The 17,924-nt window shown below is 51.2% G+C and carries 18 protein-coding genes and 1 pseudogene; 10 read left to right on the forward strand and 9 right to left on the reverse strand.

The features are described 5' to 3' along the window. Positions 1–11: 11 nt before the first annotated feature. The 10 genes and pseudogenes from BCT27_RS18245 (at position 12) to BCT27_RS18290 (ending at position 10,039) form a co-directional block, all read left to right on the forward strand. Complete coding sequence (locus BCT27_RS18245; protein ID WP_102396402.1) at positions 12–464, forward strand: DUF3305 domain-containing protein; 453 nt, start codon at positions 12–14, stop codon at positions 462–464. Continuing rightward, on the forward strand, positions 454–1,128 hold the full coding sequence (locus BCT27_RS18250; protein ID WP_102396403.1) for a DUF3306 domain-containing protein: 675 nt from the start codon (positions 454–456) through the stop codon (positions 1,126–1,128). Before BCT27_RS18245 ends, BCT27_RS18250 begins: the two co-directional genes overlap by 11 nt. A gap of 299 nt (positions 1,129–1,427) precedes the next feature. Continuing rightward, on the forward strand, positions 1,428–3,188 hold the full coding sequence (locus BCT27_RS18255; RefSeq protein WP_102396404.1) for a 4Fe-4S dicluster domain-containing protein: 1,761 nt from the start codon (positions 1,428–1,430) through the stop codon (positions 3,186–3,188). A 9-nt stretch (positions 3,189–3,197) separates the two neighbouring features. Next, positions 3,198–3,812: a TorD/DmsD family molecular chaperone gene (locus BCT27_RS18260; RefSeq protein ID WP_102396405.1), complete on the forward strand. Its 615-nt coding sequence runs from the start codon at positions 3,198–3,200 to the stop codon at positions 3,810–3,812. 64 nt (positions 3,813–3,876) lie between these two features. Then, on the forward strand, positions 3,877–4,086 hold the full coding sequence (locus BCT27_RS18265) for a twin-arginine translocation signal domain-containing protein (RefSeq protein ID WP_102316645.1): 210 nt from the start codon (positions 3,877–3,879) through the stop codon (positions 4,084–4,086). Positions 4,087–4,110: 24 nt separating this feature from the next. Further along, on the forward strand, positions 4,111–6,966 hold the full coding sequence (locus tag BCT27_RS18270) for a formate dehydrogenase subunit alpha (protein ID WP_102396406.1): 2,856 nt from the start codon (positions 4,111–4,113) through the stop codon (positions 6,964–6,966). Between the two features lie 14 nt (positions 6,967–6,980). Then, on the forward strand, positions 6,981–7,586 hold the full coding sequence (gene fdh3B, locus BCT27_RS18275) for a formate dehydrogenase FDH3 subunit beta (protein ID WP_102391883.1): 606 nt from the start codon (positions 6,981–6,983) through the stop codon (positions 7,584–7,586). A 124-nt stretch (positions 7,587–7,710) separates the two neighbouring features. Beyond that, positions 7,711–8,679: pseudogene (locus BCT27_RS18280) on the forward strand (formate dehydrogenase subunit gamma); the annotation flags it as partial. Further along, positions 8,672–9,088 (forward strand): hypothetical protein, encoded by a 417-nt coding sequence (locus tag BCT27_RS18285; protein ID WP_102316649.1) that lies wholly within the window; start codon positions 8,672–8,674, stop codon positions 9,086–9,088. The pseudogene BCT27_RS18280 and the gene BCT27_RS18285, both read left to right, overlap by 8 nt. Before the next feature lie 189 nt (positions 9,089–9,277). Further along, on the forward strand, positions 9,278–10,039 hold the full coding sequence (locus BCT27_RS18290) for a 5'-methylthioadenosine/adenosylhomocysteine nucleosidase (RefSeq protein WP_102396408.1): 762 nt from the start codon (positions 9,278–9,280) through the stop codon (positions 10,037–10,039). Positions 10,040–10,097: 58 nt separating this feature from the next. Here the strand turns inward: BCT27_RS18290 and pseI are convergent, their stop codons facing one another. The 9 genes from pseI to hisA all read right to left on the reverse strand — a co-directional run bounded on the left by pseI (position 10,098) and on the right by hisA (position 17,920). After that, entirely contained in the window at positions 10,098–11,147 is a 1,050-nt protein-coding gene (pseI, locus tag BCT27_RS18295; protein ID WP_102396409.1) for a pseudaminic acid synthase, read from the reverse strand. Further along, positions 11,144–11,716, reverse strand: a complete 573-nt coding sequence (pseH, locus tag BCT27_RS18300; RefSeq protein ID WP_102396410.1) for a UDP-4-amino-4,6-dideoxy-N-acetyl-beta-L-altrosamine N-acetyltransferase — start codon at positions 11,714–11,716, stop codon at positions 11,144–11,146. Before pseH ends, pseI begins: the two co-directional genes overlap by 4 nt. After that, complete coding sequence (pseG, locus tag BCT27_RS18305; RefSeq protein ID WP_102396411.1) at positions 11,716–12,783, reverse strand: UDP-2,4-diacetamido-2,4,6-trideoxy-beta-L-altropyranose hydrolase; 1,068 nt, start codon at positions 12,781–12,783, stop codon at positions 11,716–11,718. The genes pseH and pseG overlap by 1 nt, the downstream gene beginning before the upstream one ends. Continuing rightward, the gene (gene pseF, locus BCT27_RS18310; RefSeq protein ID WP_102396412.1) at positions 12,780–13,481 is read right to left on the reverse strand and encodes a pseudaminic acid cytidylyltransferase; all 702 of its coding nucleotides are present in this window, start codon (positions 13,479–13,481) and stop codon (positions 12,780–12,782) included. Before pseF ends, pseG begins: the two co-directional genes overlap by 4 nt. A gap of 9 nt (positions 13,482–13,490) precedes the next feature. Further along, positions 13,491–14,657 (reverse strand): UDP-4-amino-4,6-dideoxy-N-acetyl-beta-L-altrosamine transaminase, encoded by a 1,167-nt coding sequence (gene pseC, locus BCT27_RS18315; protein WP_102396413.1) that lies wholly within the window; start codon positions 14,655–14,657, stop codon positions 13,491–13,493. Further along, complete coding sequence (gene pseB, locus BCT27_RS18320) at positions 14,654–15,649, reverse strand: UDP-N-acetylglucosamine 4,6-dehydratase (inverting) (protein ID WP_017008887.1); 996 nt, start codon at positions 15,647–15,649, stop codon at positions 14,654–14,656. Before pseB ends, pseC begins: the two co-directional genes overlap by 4 nt. A 149-nt stretch (positions 15,650–15,798) precedes the next feature. Next, entirely contained in the window at positions 15,799–16,431 is a 633-nt protein-coding gene (gene hisIE, locus BCT27_RS18325) for a bifunctional phosphoribosyl-AMP cyclohydrolase/phosphoribosyl-ATP diphosphatase HisIE (RefSeq protein ID WP_017008888.1), read from the reverse strand. Next, positions 16,428–17,201 carry an imidazole glycerol phosphate synthase subunit HisF gene (gene hisF, locus BCT27_RS18330; RefSeq protein WP_017008889.1) on the reverse strand — a complete coding sequence of 258 codons (774 nt, stop codon included), beginning with the start codon at positions 17,199–17,201 and terminating at the stop codon, positions 16,428–16,430. Before hisF ends, hisIE begins: the two co-directional genes overlap by 4 nt. Beyond that, entirely contained in the window at positions 17,183–17,920 is a 738-nt protein-coding gene (gene hisA, locus BCT27_RS18335; protein ID WP_017008890.1) for a 1-(5-phosphoribosyl)-5-[(5-phosphoribosylamino)methylideneamino]imidazole-4-carboxamide isomerase, read from the reverse strand. Before hisA ends, hisF begins: the two co-directional genes overlap by 19 nt. Positions 17,921–17,924: the final 4 nt, after the last annotated feature.

Genomic DNA, 17,924 nt, shown 5'->3' on the forward strand with positions numbered 1-17,924 from the left:
AGGAGTGATGTGTGAGTGAGATAATTAAAGACCCACAACAATGGTTACTGCAATTCGATTTAGAGACAACGATCGTCACGGTTGGCCGCTGGAATACAACGCGGTGGTCGCTGGTAAATTTGCACCTTCCTAAAGACCAAGAAACGCTGTCTGAATCAGCGCATTCGTTGCCTTTGATGCTGTTTAAAGACGAGCGTACTGACTACCGATTTAACCTCAGTTCCCGAGACCCCCACCTATTTTTTATCTTTGAAGTGGAAGAGGATGAATCGCTAAAACCTTTGCAAGTCACGGCATCTCAAACCGGGGCGGCGAGCTTTATGGATGGCGATTATCTGGTGCTTTCTGAACCGATGCCGCTGCCAATCCAAGCGTGGATGGAAGCCTATATTGGTCGCCATGGTGAGCTGCTGGAAACCCGCAAGAAAAAACGCAAAGGCGCGGGGAGGGCAAGTGGCAACTGATTCTTTTCTCCAACGCTGGTCAGCGAAAAAACGCGGCGAGTTGATTGATGACGCAGAAGAAATCCGCGAAGACGACACGCAATGCGACAGCGCGTGCCTCCCCTCAGAGCCTTCTTTCACCGATGTTATCGAACATGGCGAAAGCCCTGACGATGCTGATGCTTTGCCGCCGCCTGCGACCATGGACGACGTTGAAAACCTTCAGGAAGGTGATTCAGCCGCGGTGTTTCTGGCGAAAGGCGTGTCATCCGAAGTGAAAAAAGCGGCGCTGCGAAAGCTGTTTCGAAGCGATGCCTACAACGTGCTGGATGGCATGAACGACTACGACCTCGATTATTCCAACACCGCAAATCTGGCTGCTGAGGTGGCTGCGAATCTGCGTCAGTGGACGAAAGAAAACGTCGAGGAAATGACCGAGCTTAATGATCAAGCATCCTCCATCACTGAAGAAGAATCCGCGTCTTCTCCTGATCCGAACGCACGCCCACACGCAAACGCTGAGGAAACAGGAAATGAGGGTGAAGAGGAGAGTGGAACTGAACCCGACCTCACCTTAGCAAGTGAGACAAAAAGTACCCTAGAGAAAAATAGGGACAATTTGTCGTACGGCGTGCGTCAAAATGTCCCAACTGAAAGCATGGATAAGAATTCAGACGGATTCTGACTCCGTATTCGTCATTTTTCTTCCCTCAAAGCTGGTTCAATACTTGCTCTATAAAAGGCCACTAATGACAAGTTATTGTTTCAATTGAATTGCTGTTGATTTTTCCTCTGCGTCACCTGCCAGCCTAGGCAAGCTATGCCTAAGTGAGTGAACGTCGCCACAGCCAATGATGTGATTGAAATAATAGACAAATCAAAAATAGATTGGATGCATAGAACAGCCAGTACAGACCAACATGCGTTATACCGCAGGATGGGTTGAACCAGCTTGGAAAGCAGGTGTTTATGGCTAACGAGACAATGTCGACAGAAAATACAATAACAACAATCAATCAGGTTCTTACGCAACACACTGATCGCAATGGCGTTGCAAGACAACATGCGTTGCAGAGCACGGTGACGTTGGGAAACCTCATTCCTCCGACGGTGAGCTTCGAAAGTCACGGTCGCATTCTTGTGGCTGGCGCAGCGACAGCGGTTTTCCGCTTTGCGCAAAAGCTACCACCCTCGATGCATGCCAATACCGTGTTGCTCTGCACTGAAGGCGTCAGCAGTGGTGCGGTGACCCCGCCGGAATTTTCCGTGTTCTACGCCAACGATATCGTGATTGGTGGGTTTCTCGGTGCCTTTGATGTGCAGATTGGCGTGAGTGCGGCAGCCGATGGAAAGCCTCAAAAAGGCGCGCTTGGTCATGAAGCGCAAAACCTCGCAGTCATAACCACTGGGCAACCACAGTTCGATGTGGTGGTGGATTTGACGGAGCAGGGCATTCACCAGGCTGAGTTGCCCCCTTTGGGGTATTACGCTGTAGGGCGAGGATTGTGTTCAGAAGCGGATGCCATCGAAGCATTGCCTGATTTGACGGGAACATTCGACAAACCGAAGTATTTCCGTTTGGATACGGAGAAATGCGCGCATACATCTCGCGGGCTAGAAGGGTGTACGCGCTGCATTGATGCGTGTCCTGCCGATGCCTTGGATATCGTGAAGAGTGCCATCACCATCAACCCGTATTTGTGTCAGGGCATGGGATCGTGCGCGACGGCGTGTCCGACAGAAGCCATAAGCTATGCATTGCCTGATCCCGACAACACGCAGTATTTTCTCCACCAGCTTTTGACGCATTACCATGCAAAAGAGGGTGTCGCACCAATCGTGCTTTTCTATGCTGACGACGACATGGCTCCTGCGGGCGAAACCGCATTGGCGAATGCCATCGCGCAAATGCCGAGCCGAGTCATTCCTGTTCGTTTGGAAGAACTGGCATCCGTGGGCATTGATACCTGGTTCTCTGCCTTGGTGTATGGCGCTACGCAAGTGGTGTTAGCTGAATCACCACAACTTCATGCGAAAACACGCCGTGTGCTTGTGCAAGAACTGGACATTGCCGCGCGTTTTTTAAAGGCGCTCGGGCTGGAAACGCAACGTATCGCCATGCTCCCCGTCGCTGAATTGCGCCACGCGACCTTGTTCGACAGCGACGTGATGTCATCCGATGCGTCGAACGACAACGCGCCCCGAGCCAAATTAGAAGGCAGCAAACGAGAAAAACTCACTAGCGCGCTAGATTTGCTCGCCGCCCACACCGACATACTGCCCCCCATTGTCGCCGTGCCTGAAAACGCCCCGTATGGTCGCATTGATATCGACACCTCGGGCTGCACCCTGTGCATGGGGTGTGTCACCGTTTGTCCGACCGATGCATTGAAATCCATCGGCACCGCGCCGGGCATGACATTCAGAGAGCAAGATTGCGTGCAATGTGGCCTCTGTGAGCAAAGCTGTCCTGAATCCGTTATCTCATTAACACCAAGATATAACTGGGACAGTGCATCCCGCCAGCAACGCCAAACCCTTCATGAAGAGGAAGCCGCCGAGTGCATCAGCTGCGGCAAGCCTTTCGCCCCCGTTTCCATGGTCAACATGTTGATCGAACGTCTTCGCAATCACAGCCATTTCCAAGATGACGCCATAAAACGTTTATCGATGTGCGAAGACTGCCGTGTGCGCGACATGGTCGCAGACATGATTGAAAACCCTGACCAGCAGATAAAGGCGTAGGAGGCGAAGATGGCAATGCAAGAGATGATCAACGTCGACGATATCAGCAATGAAGAGAACCAGCTTCGCCACCATATTTACGGCCTGCTAGCGCATCTGCTGCGACAAGCTCCTGATGAGAGCACCTTGGCGTGGCTGGCAACATTGGAAACCGAGGGCGATGAACATTCTGCGGGCATGGCTGCGGCGTGGTCAGTGCTGAAATTGAGTGCGAAAACCACGCGACCTGTGCAAGCAGCAGATGAATATCAATTGCTGTTTATTGGCGTAGGGCGTGGAGAGGTGATGCCGTTTGGGTCTTGGTACTTAACAGGTTCGCTGATGGAGTTGCCGCTCGTACTGCTTCGCCAAGATTTACGTCAGCTTGGTTTTGAGCGCCAAGAAGAAACCAAAGAGCCTGAAGACCACATTGCCGCGTTACTCGAAGTCATGGGCATGTTGGTGGAAGAAGGGGATGAAACGCTACAAGCCGCCTTCTTTAACCGTCATGTTGCCCCCTGGTTTGAGACGCTTTTTACCGACATTAAACGCGCAGACGCGGCGGTGTTTTATACCGCGGTGGCTGAGCTTGCACAGCAGTTTTTGATGATAGAAAAAATACGCTTTACCCAACGCCCTTGGTGAGCAGAACCCGCGAAAACACAGTGGTCGCTAAAGTGTTGGACGAATAAGCACAAAGGAGCAAGTCATGTCAGAGAACAAAAAAGAGAGCGCACAACCCAACGAAAAACGGCGCGAGTTCCTCAAAGGATTGGGCGTTGCTGCGGCAGCAAGCGCAGCGGCATCTGTGGTCAGTACGTCTGCGCAAGCGGATGTGGACGTCGTGAGCCCCGAAGAAAAGCCCAAGTCTGGCTATCGTGAAACGCAACATATACGCGATTACTACGATTCTCTATAACCCTGCGATTGATGGAGTTTGACCATGAAATTAACCAAACGCTCTGACTCAGTCAGCAAGGATGAAAAACAGCTTGGGGTATCGCGTCGAACCTTTATGCGCAATTCAACCTTGGCCACCGCAGGCGGCATCGCAGCGGCGGGCATGTTTGCGCCCGGCATGATGAAAAAAGCAACTGCCAAAGACGTTGACCCCAACAAACCTGTCGAAGTGAAACGTACCATATGCTCGCATTGCTCCGTGGGCTGTGGCGTCTATGCATACGTACAAGATGGCGTATGGACTGAGCAAGAGCCGGCATTCGATCATCCTTTCAATGCCGGAGGCCACTGCGCCAAAGGCGCGGCGTTGCGTGAACACGGACACGGTGAACGTCGATTGAAATACCCGATGAAGCTGGTCGATGGTAGGTGGCAGAAAATCACGTGGGATCAAGCCATCGACGAAATCGGCGACAAGGTCATGGATATCCGCAAAGAGTCGGGGCCCGATTCGGTGTATTTCCTAGGGTCGGCGAAACACAGCAATGAACAGGCGTATTTGTTCCGCAAAATGGCTTCACTGTGGGGCACCAACAACGTCGATCACCAAGCTCGAATTTGTCACTCCACCACGGTTGCAGGTGTTGCCAATACGTGGGGCTACGGCGCCATGACCAACTCTTTTAATGACATGCACAACTGCAAATCCATGTTGTTTGTTGGCTCAAACCCTGCGGAAGCACACCCTGTCGCGATGCAGCATATCCTCATCGCGAAAGAAAAGAGCGGCTGCAAAATTGTCGTCGCCGATCCGCGCCGCACCCGCACTGCCGCAAAAGGTGACCACTTTGTGCAATTGCGTCCGGGAACGGACATCGCCTTCATTTGGGGGCTGCTCTGGCACATTTTCGACAATCAGTGGGAAGACAAAGAATTCATTCGCCAGCGCGTGTTTGGTATGGATGAAATCCGCCAAGAAGTTGCGAAGTGGACGCCAGAAGAAGTCGAACGCGTGTCCGGTGTCGGACGAGAAGACATGTACAAAGCCGCGAAAATCCTCTCTGAAAATCGTCCGGGCTGTGTAGTTTGGTGCATGGGCGGAACGCAACATACGACGGGTAACAACAACACCCGTGCATACTGCGTCCTTGAACTGGCGCTGGGTAACATGGGTAAATCTGGCGGAGGAGCAAACATCTTCCGTGGTCACGATAACGTGCAAGGCGCGACCGATTTAGGCGTACTCTCTCACACCCTGCCTGGGTATTACGGTCTTTCCGACGGAGCATGGAAGCACTGGTCACAAGTGTGGGATGTGGATTTCACTTGGATTCAAGATCGCTTCGACCCAACGGTATACAACGGGTCAAAACCCATTAATAGCAACGGCATTCCTGTCTCTCGATGGATTGATGGTGTGCTGGAAGACAAAGACAAGATCGCGCAGAAAGAGAATATTCGCGCCATGTTCTATTGGGGGCATGCGGTGAACTCTCAGACTCGCGGGCCTGAAATGCGTAAAGCCATGCAAAAGCTCGACATGATGGTGATTGTCGACCCGTATCCAACGGTTGCAGCGGTCATGAACGATCGTACTGATGGCGTTTACCTCCTGCCATCCACCACGCAGTTTGAGACCTTTGGCTCTGTCACTGCATCTAACCGCTCGCTGCAATGGCGCGATCAGGTGATTGAACCGCTGTTCGATTCTAAACCTGACCACACCATCATGTATTTGCTCTCCAACAAGCTGGGTTTCTCCGATCAATTGTTCAAGCATATCGAGGTGAAAAACAATGAGCCTGTGATTGAAGACATCACCCGAGAGTTCAACAAAGGCATGTGGACGATCGGTTATACCGGCCAAAGCCCCGAACGCATTAAAACTCACCAACAGAATTGGCATACCTTCAATTTCACGACGCTTGAGGCTGAAGGGGGACCGGTTAGCGGGGAAACCTATGGCTTGCCTTGGCCTTGTTGGGGAACGCCGGAAATGAAGCACCCGGGCAGCCATATTCTTTACGACACATCCAAAGAAGTGGCGAGAGGTGGCGGTAACTTCCGCGCCCGTTTTGGCGTGGAGTACGAAGGCAAGAACTTACTGGCCGTTGATAGCTATTCGAAAGGCTGCGAACTGGAAGATGGCTTCCCAGAGTTTACCGATAAAATGCTCAAGCAGCTTGGCTGGTGGGATGAACTCACGGCGGAAGAGAAAGCGGCTGCGGAAGGCAAAAATTGGAAAACCGATCTGTCAGGCGGCATTCAGCGTGTCGCCATTAAACATGGCTGCATTCCTTACGGCAACGCGAAAGCTAGAGCCATTGTGTGGACCTTCCCTGATCGCGTGCCGCTTCACCGAGAGCCACTGTATACACCGCGTCGCGACTTGTTGCCTGAATACGCCACATGGAATGACAAAGCCGATATTTACCGTCTTCCTACCTTGTACAAGTCGATTCAAGACAACGATGTGTCGAAAGAGTACCCCATTATTCTGACATCCGGTCGCTTGGTGGAATACGAAGGGGGCGGCGAAGAAACCCGGTCAAACCCTTGGCTTGCTGAGCTGCAACAAGAAATGTTTGTTGAAATTCACCCCGTGGATGCGAACAACTTAGGCATTCGCGATGGTAAGGATGTGTGGGTTGAAGGGGCAGAGCAGGGCCGCGTAAAAGTGAAAGCCATGGTGACGCGCCGCGTGAAAGAGGGACTCGCATTCATGCCATTCCACTTTGGCGGCAAGTTCGAAGGTGAAGACTTGCGCTCGAGATACCCAGAAGGTGCCGACCCGTACGTGATTGGCGAGGCGGCCAATACCGCCACAACCTATGGCTACGACCCTGTTACTTTGATGCAGGAAACGAAAGTCACCCTTTGCAAAATCAGCGCTGCGTAATAGGAGATCACGTTATGGCGAATATGAAATTTCTGTGTGATACCAAGCGCTGCATTGAGTGTAATGGTTGTGTCACTGCGTGTAAGAACGCAAATTCGGAAGCGGTGGGTTGGGGTATGCAGCGTCGACGCGTTGTCACCTTGAATGATGGTGTACCGGGGGAGAACTCAATCTCTGTGGCGTGTATGCACTGTACCGATGCGCCTTGCATGGCAGTGTGCCCTGCTGATTGCTTTTATCGAACGGAAGACGGCATTGTTTTGCACAACAAAGACTTGTGCATAGGCTGCGGCTATTGCCTGTTTGCTTGCCCGTTTGGCGCACCTCAGTTCCCCAAAGAAGAGGCGTTTGGCGAAAGAGGCAAAATGGACAAATGCACCTTCTGTGCGGGCGGTCCTGAGCCGGATGGCTCGGAGGCTGAACGTGAACTTTATGGTGCAAACCGCATTGCGGAAGGCAAATTGCCGCTTTGTGCCGAGTTCTGTTCCACCAAAGCCTTGCTAGCGGGTGATGCAGCAAAAGTCTCTGACATTTTCCGTCAACGCGTGGTTGAGCGTGGCGCGAAAGGCGCAGGCTGGACCAATGGTGAAGACTTGGCTTACGACGCAACGAAAAGCTAATGATTATCGACATGGCAGTGACGTGTTACGTCGCTGTTTAGGAGGAGATATGTTGAAAACATTGCTCGCCATGTTGATGGTGATAGCGACCTGCTGGGTTCCCGCGAGTGTTGCTGACGACGCGGAGTCGGCCAAACCGTCGAAAGAAATGGTGCAATTGGTGGGCGCCGATGTGTGGCGTCAGATCCGTGCGGGGGAAGAAGGGTATACCACCTCGCAATCGCCTGAACATGGTGTGCTGATTAATACCCCTGGCGAAACCTGGTTCATTTTGAAAGAAAAATGGATGTCGCCAGCAGCGGCGGTCGCTATTTTTGGCAGTATTGCATTGGTGATCATGGCGTACGTGTTTGTTGGCCCCTTGATGCTCAGCAAACCCAGAACCGGTAAAAAGCTCAAACGCTGGTCTCGTTGGGACAGAGCGCTGCATTGGAGCATGGCGTTTACCTTCCTCACGCTTGCGTTGAGTGGCTTGATGCTGGTGTATGGCAAACACTTTTTGAAACCCTATGTGCCAGAAGCTTTGTGGGGCGGCATCGTGATGTTGGCGAAGCAATACCACAACTACATCGGCCCATTGTTCTTCATTTTGCTGATCTTTGTGCTCCTCAAGTGGTGGCGTAAATCTTTGTTTAACAAAACCGACGTGAGCTGGTTCATGAAGCTTGGAGGCATGGTGGGCAAACACAAAGGCACGCACCCTTCGGCGGGTTTTTCAAATGGCGGTGAAAAAGCCATTTACTGGCTGTTGATTGTGTTTGGCGCGATTGCTGCCGTGAGTGGGTTGATTTTGGATTTCCCCATCTTCGGTCAAACGCGCAGTGACATGGAAGTGTCGAACCTCGTTCACATGGTCTCCGCGTTGATCCTGATTTGTGGGTTTGTTTTCCATATCTACATTGGCTTGTTCGGGATGGAAGGCGCGCTCGAAGGCATGGTCACGGGCGAAGTGGATGAAACTTGGGCCAAAGAGCACCATGATCTTTGGTATGAAGAACTCACGGGAGAAAAGGTGTCGCACTCGTCCGAACATGAGGATAAGCCAATGCCTGATCACAAGCCGAACATTGGAGGACCGCCGCTCAATGACTAAGCATCATAATGGCATATGGGTTGCCTATATTCTTAGCTTGCTGACGCCGTTCACCTTGATGATTTCGGGCGTGATCGCCATTGTTTATGCTGGGTATCGGTTAGATAAAGGGGAAGATTCAGACGTGGTGAATACCCATTACTATGGGTTGATTCGCACCTTCTTTCTGACCTTTACCTTTTTCGTCGTGCTGGTGGTAACGGTGGCGACATCGAATGGCATTTTGGTGGGCATCAGTGATTACTGGTACCAAAATCCGATGATAGATCGCTTGGCCTATGCCATTCCTTTTGTGGGAATGGTGTTCGCAGTTGGTGCGATCGTGCTTTGGATTTATCGCTTAACGCAGGGCATGCAGCAGCTCAGAGATAATCATCCATTGAGTTTTGCAAAAGGGCCAAACCTCTGAGCCTTTAATGGCAGGTTTAGTAGCAGAGATGTTGACGAACAAACAGGCTTGCTTTGGCGAGCCTGTTTGTGCGTTAAGCGCCGTTCTATCTGCAATTGACCAAGGCTTGCGCAAACGATTGCTTTGATCTTTTCTTTCTCCGCGTTTTCGCTATGATGCGCGTCTCTCAACTGCTTGGAATGTTCCAATATGCGTAAGTTCTCCTTGGCGTGTTCGCTTTTCCTGTCCCTGATTTCGTTTAATGCCTTCGCAGCGCAACCCATTGCCATCATGGGCGCGATGGATGCTGAAATTGAAAAACTACTGCCTGAAATCCAGCACCGTAAGACGCATACTGTGTCTGCAAATACGTATTACACTGGCGAGATCGCAGGAAAACCTGTGGTGGTAACGCGCTCTGGCGTGGGCAAAGTGAATGCGGCCATTACAACGTACGTGCTGATTAATCATTTTGATGCTGACAGAATTATTTTTACCGGTATTGCGGGTGCAGCCAGCCCTGAGCTCAATGTCGCGGATGTGGTGGTGTCTTCTGCACTCGTGCAGCATGACGTTGATCTTACAGTATTTGGTGCGCCGAAAGGACAACTGAGCGGCTACGATGACCGATTCTTTTATGCCGACGAAAAGCTTCAGCAATTGGCGCTAGACGCGGCGAAAGCGTCGATCGGCGAGAAGCGCGTGCATCTTGGCGTGATAGCAACAGGTGATCAATTCATTGCTGACAAAGGCGTGGTGAAAATGCTGCGCGAAGAGTTTGATGCCATGGCGGTTGAGATGGAAGGTGCTGCCGTCGCGCAAGTCACCGACATGTTTGATATCCCACTGGTAGTTATCCGCACTATCTCCGACAAAGCGGATGGCTCGGCACACATGGTGTATGCAGAAGCGAAGCAAGTGACGGCGGACAATTCCGTGGCGATTACGTTGAAGATGATGAATACGCTGTAAGCACAAAAAAGCGCGGGGGTCGCCCGCGCTGATTTCTCTGATTAAATGAAATGCTCGCCTAATCAATCAAATCCCAGTTAAGCGCGGTACCGAACGGAATGTCCGTTTTAGCTGTTTTGCCAACAACATCATCATAGTATTTCGGCGCTAAGCCAAAGCCCGGTCGGACACTACGCACGTTATCCGCGGTGAAGGTGTCGCCTGCTTTCATTGGCTGGCTGACATACAGCGAGCGTCGAAACTGCTTGTTGCCTTTCTCTGCTTCTTTGAGCTGATAACCTGCATGCCCCAGAGCTTGCCATGCGGTGTCAGTATCACGGCATAGCGTCGCGAGTTCATCTGGCTCTAACGAGAAGGTTGAATCTGGCCCTGGGTCGTTTCGGCTCAAGGTGACATGCTTTTCGATGATCGACGCGCCAAGTGCAACGGCGGTGACAGACACGGTTGTGCCGAGCGTATGATCGGAAAGGCCGGTAATAACGCCAAAGCGTTCTGCTAAATCTGGGATGGTGCGTAAATGGCTTTGCGAAGCAGGTGCAGGGTAGGCGCTGATGCAATGCAGCAACACCAATTCTTGGCACCCATTGTCTTTCGCAGTAGCAACGGCTTCCGCGATTTCTTCATCGTCTGCCATGCCCGTTGAAATGATCATCGGTTTGCCTGTCTGTGCCACATAACGAATCAGCGGCAAATCGATGGCTTCGAACGAGGCAATTTTATACGCGGGCGCGTTGAGGTCTTCGAGCAGATCAACGGCAGTAAAATCGAACGGCGAGGAAAACAGCGTAATGCCCAGTTCGCGTGCTTTATCAAACAGCGGTTTGTGCCAATCGAATGGGGTATGCGCTTCTTGGTACAAATCATAAAGCGAGCGCCCATCCCAGAGTCCGCCGTGAATTTGAAACTCGTCAGTGCCGCAATTCAAGGTAATGGTATCGGCAGTGTAAGACTGCATTTTTACCGCATCCGCCCCGGCGTGTTTCGCCATGGCGAGGGTTTGAAAGGCGCGTGCCAACGAACCATTATGGTTCGCCGACATTTCAGCAATGATGTAAGGCTTATGGTCGGGGCCGATCTTGCGTCCATCGATAGTGATAAATTGCGTCATAGTGTCTTGCTCTGCTGCGAAGGGACTAGGCGTTGCTCTCTGATACTCGGTTCTTGAGAATGCCAAGTGTTGATGGTTAACGCGAAATCGACGTAAGTAATGGCGTTCTCGTCGGAGTCATAAGCAATGGCTTCGCCAATTTGTGTAAAGCCAAGCTTGTTGTGCAAGTGCAGCACTTTCGGGTTAATGGTCAATACGCGGCTAGTAACCTGCTTCAAACTCAGTGTGTCAAAAGCGTGATTCAATGCAGCATGCAGCATGACAAGCCCTATGCCAGCAGGCGCATTAGGGGCTTTATAGAATCCCCACTCAGCGCATCCACTGTCTTGATTTATGTCTGTGAACGACACCATGCCGATATCTTTACCTTCAATACTCACCACGTAAAAGCGCTTCGTTTTATCAAGCTGAACACGTTCAAACCAAGCTGCATGCTCGTCGGGTGTGATCTCGTGGGTGGTGAACATTTTCTCACGGGTTTCTGGGGCGTTTCGCCATTGACGAACTGCGTCGAGGTCGGTTTTGGTCATGGCTCTTAGCGATACTGTCGTTGAAGCAACTTGCGGCATTATGAGAAAGCCTCCATCGCATCAACAACGCGGTTAGCTCCGTCACCATCAATGTCTGATTCGGGTAATCGCCAAGGCAAGGTTTCCCAATGTTCAGCAAGCCATGCAAGCTCATTGGTGTAATAGGCTGGCGTGGTTGCATCGCTGACACCAAGGTAACGATAGAGCCCAGACTTCGTGAGGTGCTCTGCCATTTCACGTTGGTTCTCTGCCACGGATACCAGCGTACTTGGTAAGCGTAAGCAGGTGCGTTCGATAGCACTGACCCCGGCACCGCCAAACGCATAGCGAGAATGCGCCAGTTCTGTTTCAAACTCGGGCAGGCTTTTTACCAAGGTGACAAAGGTGGGTAACGGTTTTTCGAGTAATTGCGCTTCCCTTGGGTTCGACATGCCATAAACCAGCACCACTCGAAAGGGCAAACTAGGGAACTGCTGGCAAGCCGAAAGAAGCTTCAAACATTCGCCAGTCGGGTCTGTGCCGCTGAAAAATGCGATGACTTGGTTTTTGATGTCTTCGTGGCGTGTTTCTCTGAGCGATGCAAAGCTGTCACGCAGTAACGCGAATGTTGGCCCAAGCAATTGCTGACTCGATGCAGGAACGAGTGCGTGATAGCGATTTTCGAAATCAGGCCAAGTGTTGTGGTCGAACAAAATCTCGCAGTTATGTTGACGATTGGCGAGATCATCAATGGCGAAGATCTTTGCGCCTTGTGATTTCATCAACGATTGCCATTGGGTATCCAGCGCATAGTGATCGAACACCACCCAATCAAAAGGTATTTTTTTCAGTGCTGTTAGGCATTGTTTCGCGTCTTCTTCTTGGCTTACGCCTAACCATTGCTGGTAGTCATTGCGGTCAGAAGTGGCGGTTTCTTCTATCGCCGGCAACGCAAGGACGGATACGCCTTGCTGACGACAATAATCAATCAGATTGCCCTTTAGTTCGCGACTCAGCATGGTGACGGTGTGGTTGCGTTCAAGGAGCTTTTTCGCCAGCACCAAGCAGCGCATCACATGGCCAGTACCTATTTGGTTTGAGGCATCAACACGGATAACAACGTTCACAACTCGCCTCGCTGCGAGAGAATCTCGTAAAGCATTTCGGCGCGCACCCAATCATCGGGCTCATCGATATCCTGAACACGAAAGTGCGGGATTTGAACCGATTTTGAGTGCGGAGCAAAAATGGGTAGCCCCGAGACAAAGGCGCTTGGTTTGCCCCAATAGAACATGCCCGCATCGTGAAACGCCGGCTCTAAATCTTGTGATCGGGTGGAGAAATGTTCAGGCCAGAACATTTCCACACTACCTTCATTATTCATGCGAATGCTGCGCTGAATGGGGAAGGAAAAACGCGTGCTGGCAAACGTATATTGGGTGTTGTTTTCAGCCAGTAAGGCTAACCCTTCTTCAAGGTCTGAAGGGCGGGTAAACGGCACGGTCGCATAAAGACAACACACTGCATCAATAGGACGCTCGTCATGTTCTTCAAGCCACTCAATCGCATGTTTGATGACATCTAGCGTCGTGGCATGGTCGTTGGCGATATCGGCAGGGCGAACGAAGGGGATTTCTGCGCCGTATTCTTGCGCGACGTGAGCAATTTCATCGCTGTCTGTGGACACGATAATGCGGTCGAATAACCCTGACTTTTTCGCCACATCAATGGCATAGGCGATAATAGGCTGACCGATGAAGGTCTTCAGATTTTTACCCGGAATACGTTTGCTGCCACCACGGGCAGGGATAATACAAACTTTCATATTGTCCTTTTAGCTGATATTCAGCGCCGACGAGATAGCGTCAGAAAGCGCTGCCACCACCTGATCTTGTTCGTCTTCCGTCATGTCGAAGAACAAGGGCAAGCTGAGTGCCGCATGGTAATACGCTTCAGCGACGGGGAATTGTCCCCAATCGAACCCCAACGCTTGATAATACGGCTGGGTATGAACAGGAATATAGTGAACATGCACACCAATACCTTGTTCCCGCATCGCATCAAACACGCGACGACGGCAAGAAGGGTCCTCAAGCTGAATCACATACAAATGCCATGCCGAATTACAATCATTGAGCAATGTCGGTGTGGTAAGTGCTAGAGACGCCAGTTTCTCGTTATAGCGCAGGGCAAGCTGATTGCGTCGTTCAACAAATTCATCAAGGCGGGTGAGTTGAGAAACACCGAGTGCGGCTTGTAAATCCGTCATGCGGTAATTGAATCCGAGGGATTGCTGCTCGTAGTACCAAGCACCTTGGTTTGCGTCTTTTAACGCTGCGGGGTCACGGGTGATCCCATGGCTACGCAGGTTTTCCATGGCTTTCGCTAATTCAGCGTCGTTGGTCACCGCCATGCCGCCTTCTGCGGTAGTGACGATTTTTACGGGATGAAAACTGAATACTGTGATGTCGCTGTACTGGCAGTTGCCGACATACTCACCTTGGTATGTGCCGCCAATGGCATGGGAGGCATCTTCAATCACGCGAAAGCCGTATTGTTTCGCTAAACGGCCAATGGCCGCCATGTCGCAGCTTTGTCCGCACATGTGCACGGCAACTAACAGATCAGGAAGTTGGTTAGCGTGTTCAGCGGCAATCAGTTTCTCTTCGAGCTTTTTCGGGCACAAATTGTAATTAGACGGATCGATATCGACAAAGTCGACCCCTGCGCCACAGTACAAGCCGCAGTTCGCGGAGGCGACGAAGGTATTCGGGGACGTCCACAATCGTTTGCCTGCGCCCAGTCCTAGCGCGAGGCAGGCCAAATGCAGGCTGGATGTGGCGCTGTTTGCAGCCACGCCAAATGCCGCGCCGACTTTGTTGGCAACGGCCTGTTCGAATTCACCGACCTTTGGGCCTTGGGTGATGAAGTCTGACGACAGCGCATCGACAACGGCATCAATGTCGGCTTGGCTGATGGTTTGTTTACCGTAAGGGATCATGATTGCTGCTCAAATTCCAAAATCTGTTCAACATTCAGAAACTCAGGGTTACTGCCAGAGTGGTATTCGAACCCTTCTGAAACAGGGGTACCTGTTTCACCCAATGGGTTATGGGAATAGTCATAATCTGCGGAGTAGAACTTAATCGTTGGGCGCATCACGTAGTGATCATCAAACTCCAGTGTGAGATGAGAATCGTCGCTTGGGCACATGATTTCATGCATTTTCTCACCCGGTCGGATACCCACTTCTTTGATCGGCAAGCCGTTACCATAAGCGGTGGCTAAATCGATGAGGCGAACCGAGGGGATTTTCGGCACGAAGATTTCACCGCCTTGCATGCGAGAGAAGTTCTTCAAGACAAAATCGACACCTTGCTGCAAGGTGATCCAAAAGCGTGTCATATCTGGGTGCGTCACAGGCAGAGATTCTGCGCCTTCTGCCGCCAGCTTTTTGAAAAAGGGCACCACTGAACCGCGAGAGCCGACGACGTTGCCGTAACGAACAACCGCAAATTGGGTTTGGCTTTCACCGCGCATGTTGTTGGCAGCCACAAAGAGTTTGTCTGAACACAGCTTGGTTGCGCCATAGAGATTGTTTGGGCTGGCGGCTTTGTCTGTGGATAGCGCAATGACCTTGGCAACATTGTTCGCGATGGCTGCGCGAATGATGTTTTCCGCGCCATGAACGTTGGTCTTAATACACTCCATTGGATTGTATTCGGCAGCAGGTACTTGTTTTAACGCCGCGGCATGAATCACAAAATCCACGCCATTCATGGCCTGCATCATTCTGTCGCTGTCTCTTACATCACCGATAAAGTAGCGCATGCAGGGATCATTAAACTCTTGCTGCATTTCAAATTGCTTGAGTTCATCGCGAGAGAGAATGATAAGACGCTTAGGCTTGTAACGAGCAAGGATAGTGCGGGTATATTTCTTTCCAAAGGATCCGGTTCCACCGGTGATCAAAATCGACTTGCCGTTAAACATTTCAATCCTTAAGCATTAGTCTCAGTATTTAAAGTAATTTTAACTGATAGCGTCGGATTTCGTTGGAGAAAAATGCACACACCGTGATTGTCAGGGTAAAAAAAGGGCAACCCGCCATGGATTGCCCTGATATTCGATGCGTCTGATGCTTACTTATGGCGTTCTTTTAGCTTGTTCGCCACGTCTTCTAGTGAGAAACCTTGGTCTTGCAGAAGCACCATCAAGTGGTACATCAGGTCTGCGGATTCATTGATCAATTCCTCCTTATCGCCCGACGTCGCTGCAAGCGCGACTTCAACGCCTTCTTCGCCCACTTTCTGCGAAATACGCTTGGTACCCTTAGCGTAAAGTGACGCAGTGTAAGATGTAGAAGGATCGGATCCTCGACGGGATGCCAGCACTTGCTCCAATTGATGAAGGAACACCAAAGAAGGTTTGTTCGCGTCGTCTTCGCCGAAGCAGCTTTCTGTGCCGAGGTGGCAGGTTGGGCCGATTGGATCAACTTGCACCAGCAGGGTGTCTTGGTCGCAATCAAGGTCGATGTGCTTAAGCTGAAGCACGTTGCCTGAGGTCTCGCCTTTGGTCCAAAGACGTTCCTTGGTGCGCGACCAGAAGGTCACTTGTTCTGTTTCTAGGGTTTTTGCTAGGGCATCTTGGTTCATGTAACCCAGCATAAGCATCTGTCCGCTTTTTGCGTTTTGAACAACGGCAGGCACGAGCCCGTCCACTTTGTCCCAATCGATGCGTTCAGCCAGTGCTGCGTTTCCTTCTGTCTGGCTCATAAGCGAATCTCCACATTTTCTTGTTTTAGGTATTGTTTCAAATCACCAATATTGATGACTTGTTTATGGAAAACTGAAGCGGCTAACGCGCCATCCACGTTGGCTTTTTCAAATGCATCTTTAAAGTGAACCATTTCACCTGCACCGCCAGAGGCGATCAGTGGTACATGGCACACTTCACGGACCATGTTGAGTTGGTCGAGGTCGTAACCGTTGCGAACGCCGTCTTGGTTCATCATGTTCAACACGATTTCGCCAGCACCGCGTTTTTGCACTTCCTGAACCCAATCTCGGGTTTCCCACTTTGTTGCTTTGGTGCGCGCTTCATCGCCAGTAAATTGATAGACCTGATACTTGCCTGTTTCGCTGTCGAAATACGAATCGACACCGACGACGATGCATTGCACGCCAAATTTCTCAGCAAGCTCAGTGATGAGTTCTGGGTTAGCGAGAGCAGGGGAGTTGATGGAGATTTTATCTGCACCAAACTCCAGAATGCGCTTGGCGTCTTCTGCGGTTTTAATGCCGCCTGCCACACAGAAAGGAATGTCGATGACTTCAGCCACACGCGCAACCCAGCTTTTGTCGACAACACGGCCATCGCTTGATGCGGTGATATCGTAAAACACCAGTTCATCTGCGCCTTCAGCCGCGTAACGCGCAGCAAGGGGGACGATGTCGCCGATGATTTCGTGGTTACGGAATTGGACGCCTTTCACCACTTGACCATCACGCACATCAAGACACGGAATTATTCTTCTTGCCAGCATGCGAATGCCTCCTCAGCGGTGAATTTCTCATCCAGCAACGCCCGGCCGACGATAACACCCGCCACGCCAGAGCCTTTCAAGGCTTCAATGTCTGCCAACGAGCCGATGCCACCGGATGATTGGAATTGAACGCTTGGGTAAGCGGCGCAAAGGTCTTTGTAGAGTTCAACGTTCGAGCCTGCCAGTGTACCGTCTCGCGAAATGTCGGTGCACAGTACGTGTTTCAAACCAACCTTTAGGAAGTCTTCAAGCAGCGCTTCGATGGTCACGCCTGAGTCTTCTTGCCAGCCAGATACCGCAACAATGCGGTTGCCGTTGTCGTCGATGTTAATGTCCAGAGCCAAGACGATTTGTTCTGGGCCGTATTTCTCCATCCAGCCTTTCACAATTTCGGGTTGTTTTACGGCAGTAGAGCCGATAACGACACGCTTTGCGCCCGCACGAAGCAGTTCAACGACATCGCTTTCTTTGCGCACGCCGCCACCGATTTGGATGTTTGCTGGCGTACTTTCAATCAAGCTGCTGATCATGGAGATTTGACGGGCAGAGGTGTCTTTGGCACCGGTCAAATCGACAAGATGAAGCCAGTTTGCCCCTGCTTTGTGGTAAAGCGCGAATTGCTCACTCGGGTTCACTTTGTATTCGGTAACTTGTCCGTAGTCACCTTGATAAAGACGAACCACTTGTCCGTCGATCAAATCTAACGCTGGAATAATCATCCCT

The sequence above is a fragment of the Enterovibrio norvegicus genome (assembly GCF_002876705.1).
In the GTDB taxonomy this organism is placed as follows: domain Bacteria; phylum Pseudomonadota; class Gammaproteobacteria; order Enterobacterales; family Vibrionaceae; genus Enterovibrio; species Enterovibrio norvegicus_B.

What these genes read in the sequence shown, in the direction of transcription:
- BCT27_RS18255 (WP_102396404.1), top strand. Translation starts at nt 1,428, where the DNA reads ATGTCGACAGAAAATACAATAACAACAATCAATCAGGTTCTTACGCAA.
- BCT27_RS18260 (WP_102396405.1), top strand. Translation starts at nt 3,198, where the DNA reads ATGGCAATGCAAGAGATGATCAACGTCGACGATATCAGCAATGAAGAG.
- BCT27_RS18265 (WP_102316645.1), top strand. Translation starts at nt 3,877, where the DNA reads ATGTCAGAGAACAAAAAAGAGAGCGCACAACCCAACGAAAAACGGCGC.
- BCT27_RS18270 (WP_102396406.1), top strand. Translation starts at nt 4,111, where the DNA reads ATGAAATTAACCAAACGCTCTGACTCAGTCAGCAAGGATGAAAAACAG.
- fdh3B (WP_102391883.1), top strand. Translation starts at nt 6,981, where the DNA reads ATGGCGAATATGAAATTTCTGTGTGATACCAAGCGCTGCATTGAGTGT.
- BCT27_RS18285 (WP_102316649.1), top strand. Translation starts at nt 8,672, where the DNA reads ATGACTAAGCATCATAATGGCATATGGGTTGCCTATATTCTTAGCTTG.
- BCT27_RS18290 (WP_102396408.1), top strand. Translation starts at nt 9,278, where the DNA reads ATGCGTAAGTTCTCCTTGGCGTGTTCGCTTTTCCTGTCCCTGATTTCG.
- pseI (WP_102396409.1), bottom strand. Translation starts at nt 11,147, where the DNA reads ATGACGCAATTTATCACTATCGATGGACGCAAGATCGGCCCCGACCAT.
- pseH (WP_102396410.1), bottom strand. Translation starts at nt 11,716, where the DNA reads ATGCCGCAAGTTGCTTCAACGACAGTATCGCTAAGAGCCATGACCAAA.
- pseF (WP_102396412.1), bottom strand. Translation starts at nt 13,481, where the DNA reads ATGAAAGTTTGTATTATCCCTGCCCGTGGTGGCAGCAAACGTATTCCG.
- pseC (WP_102396413.1), bottom strand. Translation starts at nt 14,657, where the DNA reads ATGATCCCTTACGGTAAACAAACCATCAGCCAAGCCGACATTGATGCC.
- pseB (WP_017008887.1), bottom strand. Translation starts at nt 15,649, where the DNA reads ATGTTTAACGGCAAGTCGATTTTGATCACCGGTGGAACCGGATCCTTT.
- hisIE (WP_017008888.1), bottom strand. Translation starts at nt 16,431, where the DNA reads ATGAGCCAGACAGAAGGAAACGCAGCACTGGCTGAACGCATCGATTGG.
- hisF (WP_017008889.1), bottom strand. Translation starts at nt 17,201, where the DNA reads ATGCTGGCAAGAAGAATAATTCCGTGTCTTGATGTGCGTGATGGTCAA.
- hisA (WP_017008890.1), bottom strand. Translation starts at nt 17,920, where the DNA reads ATGATTATTCCAGCGTTAGATTTGATCGACGGACAAGTGGTTCGTCTT.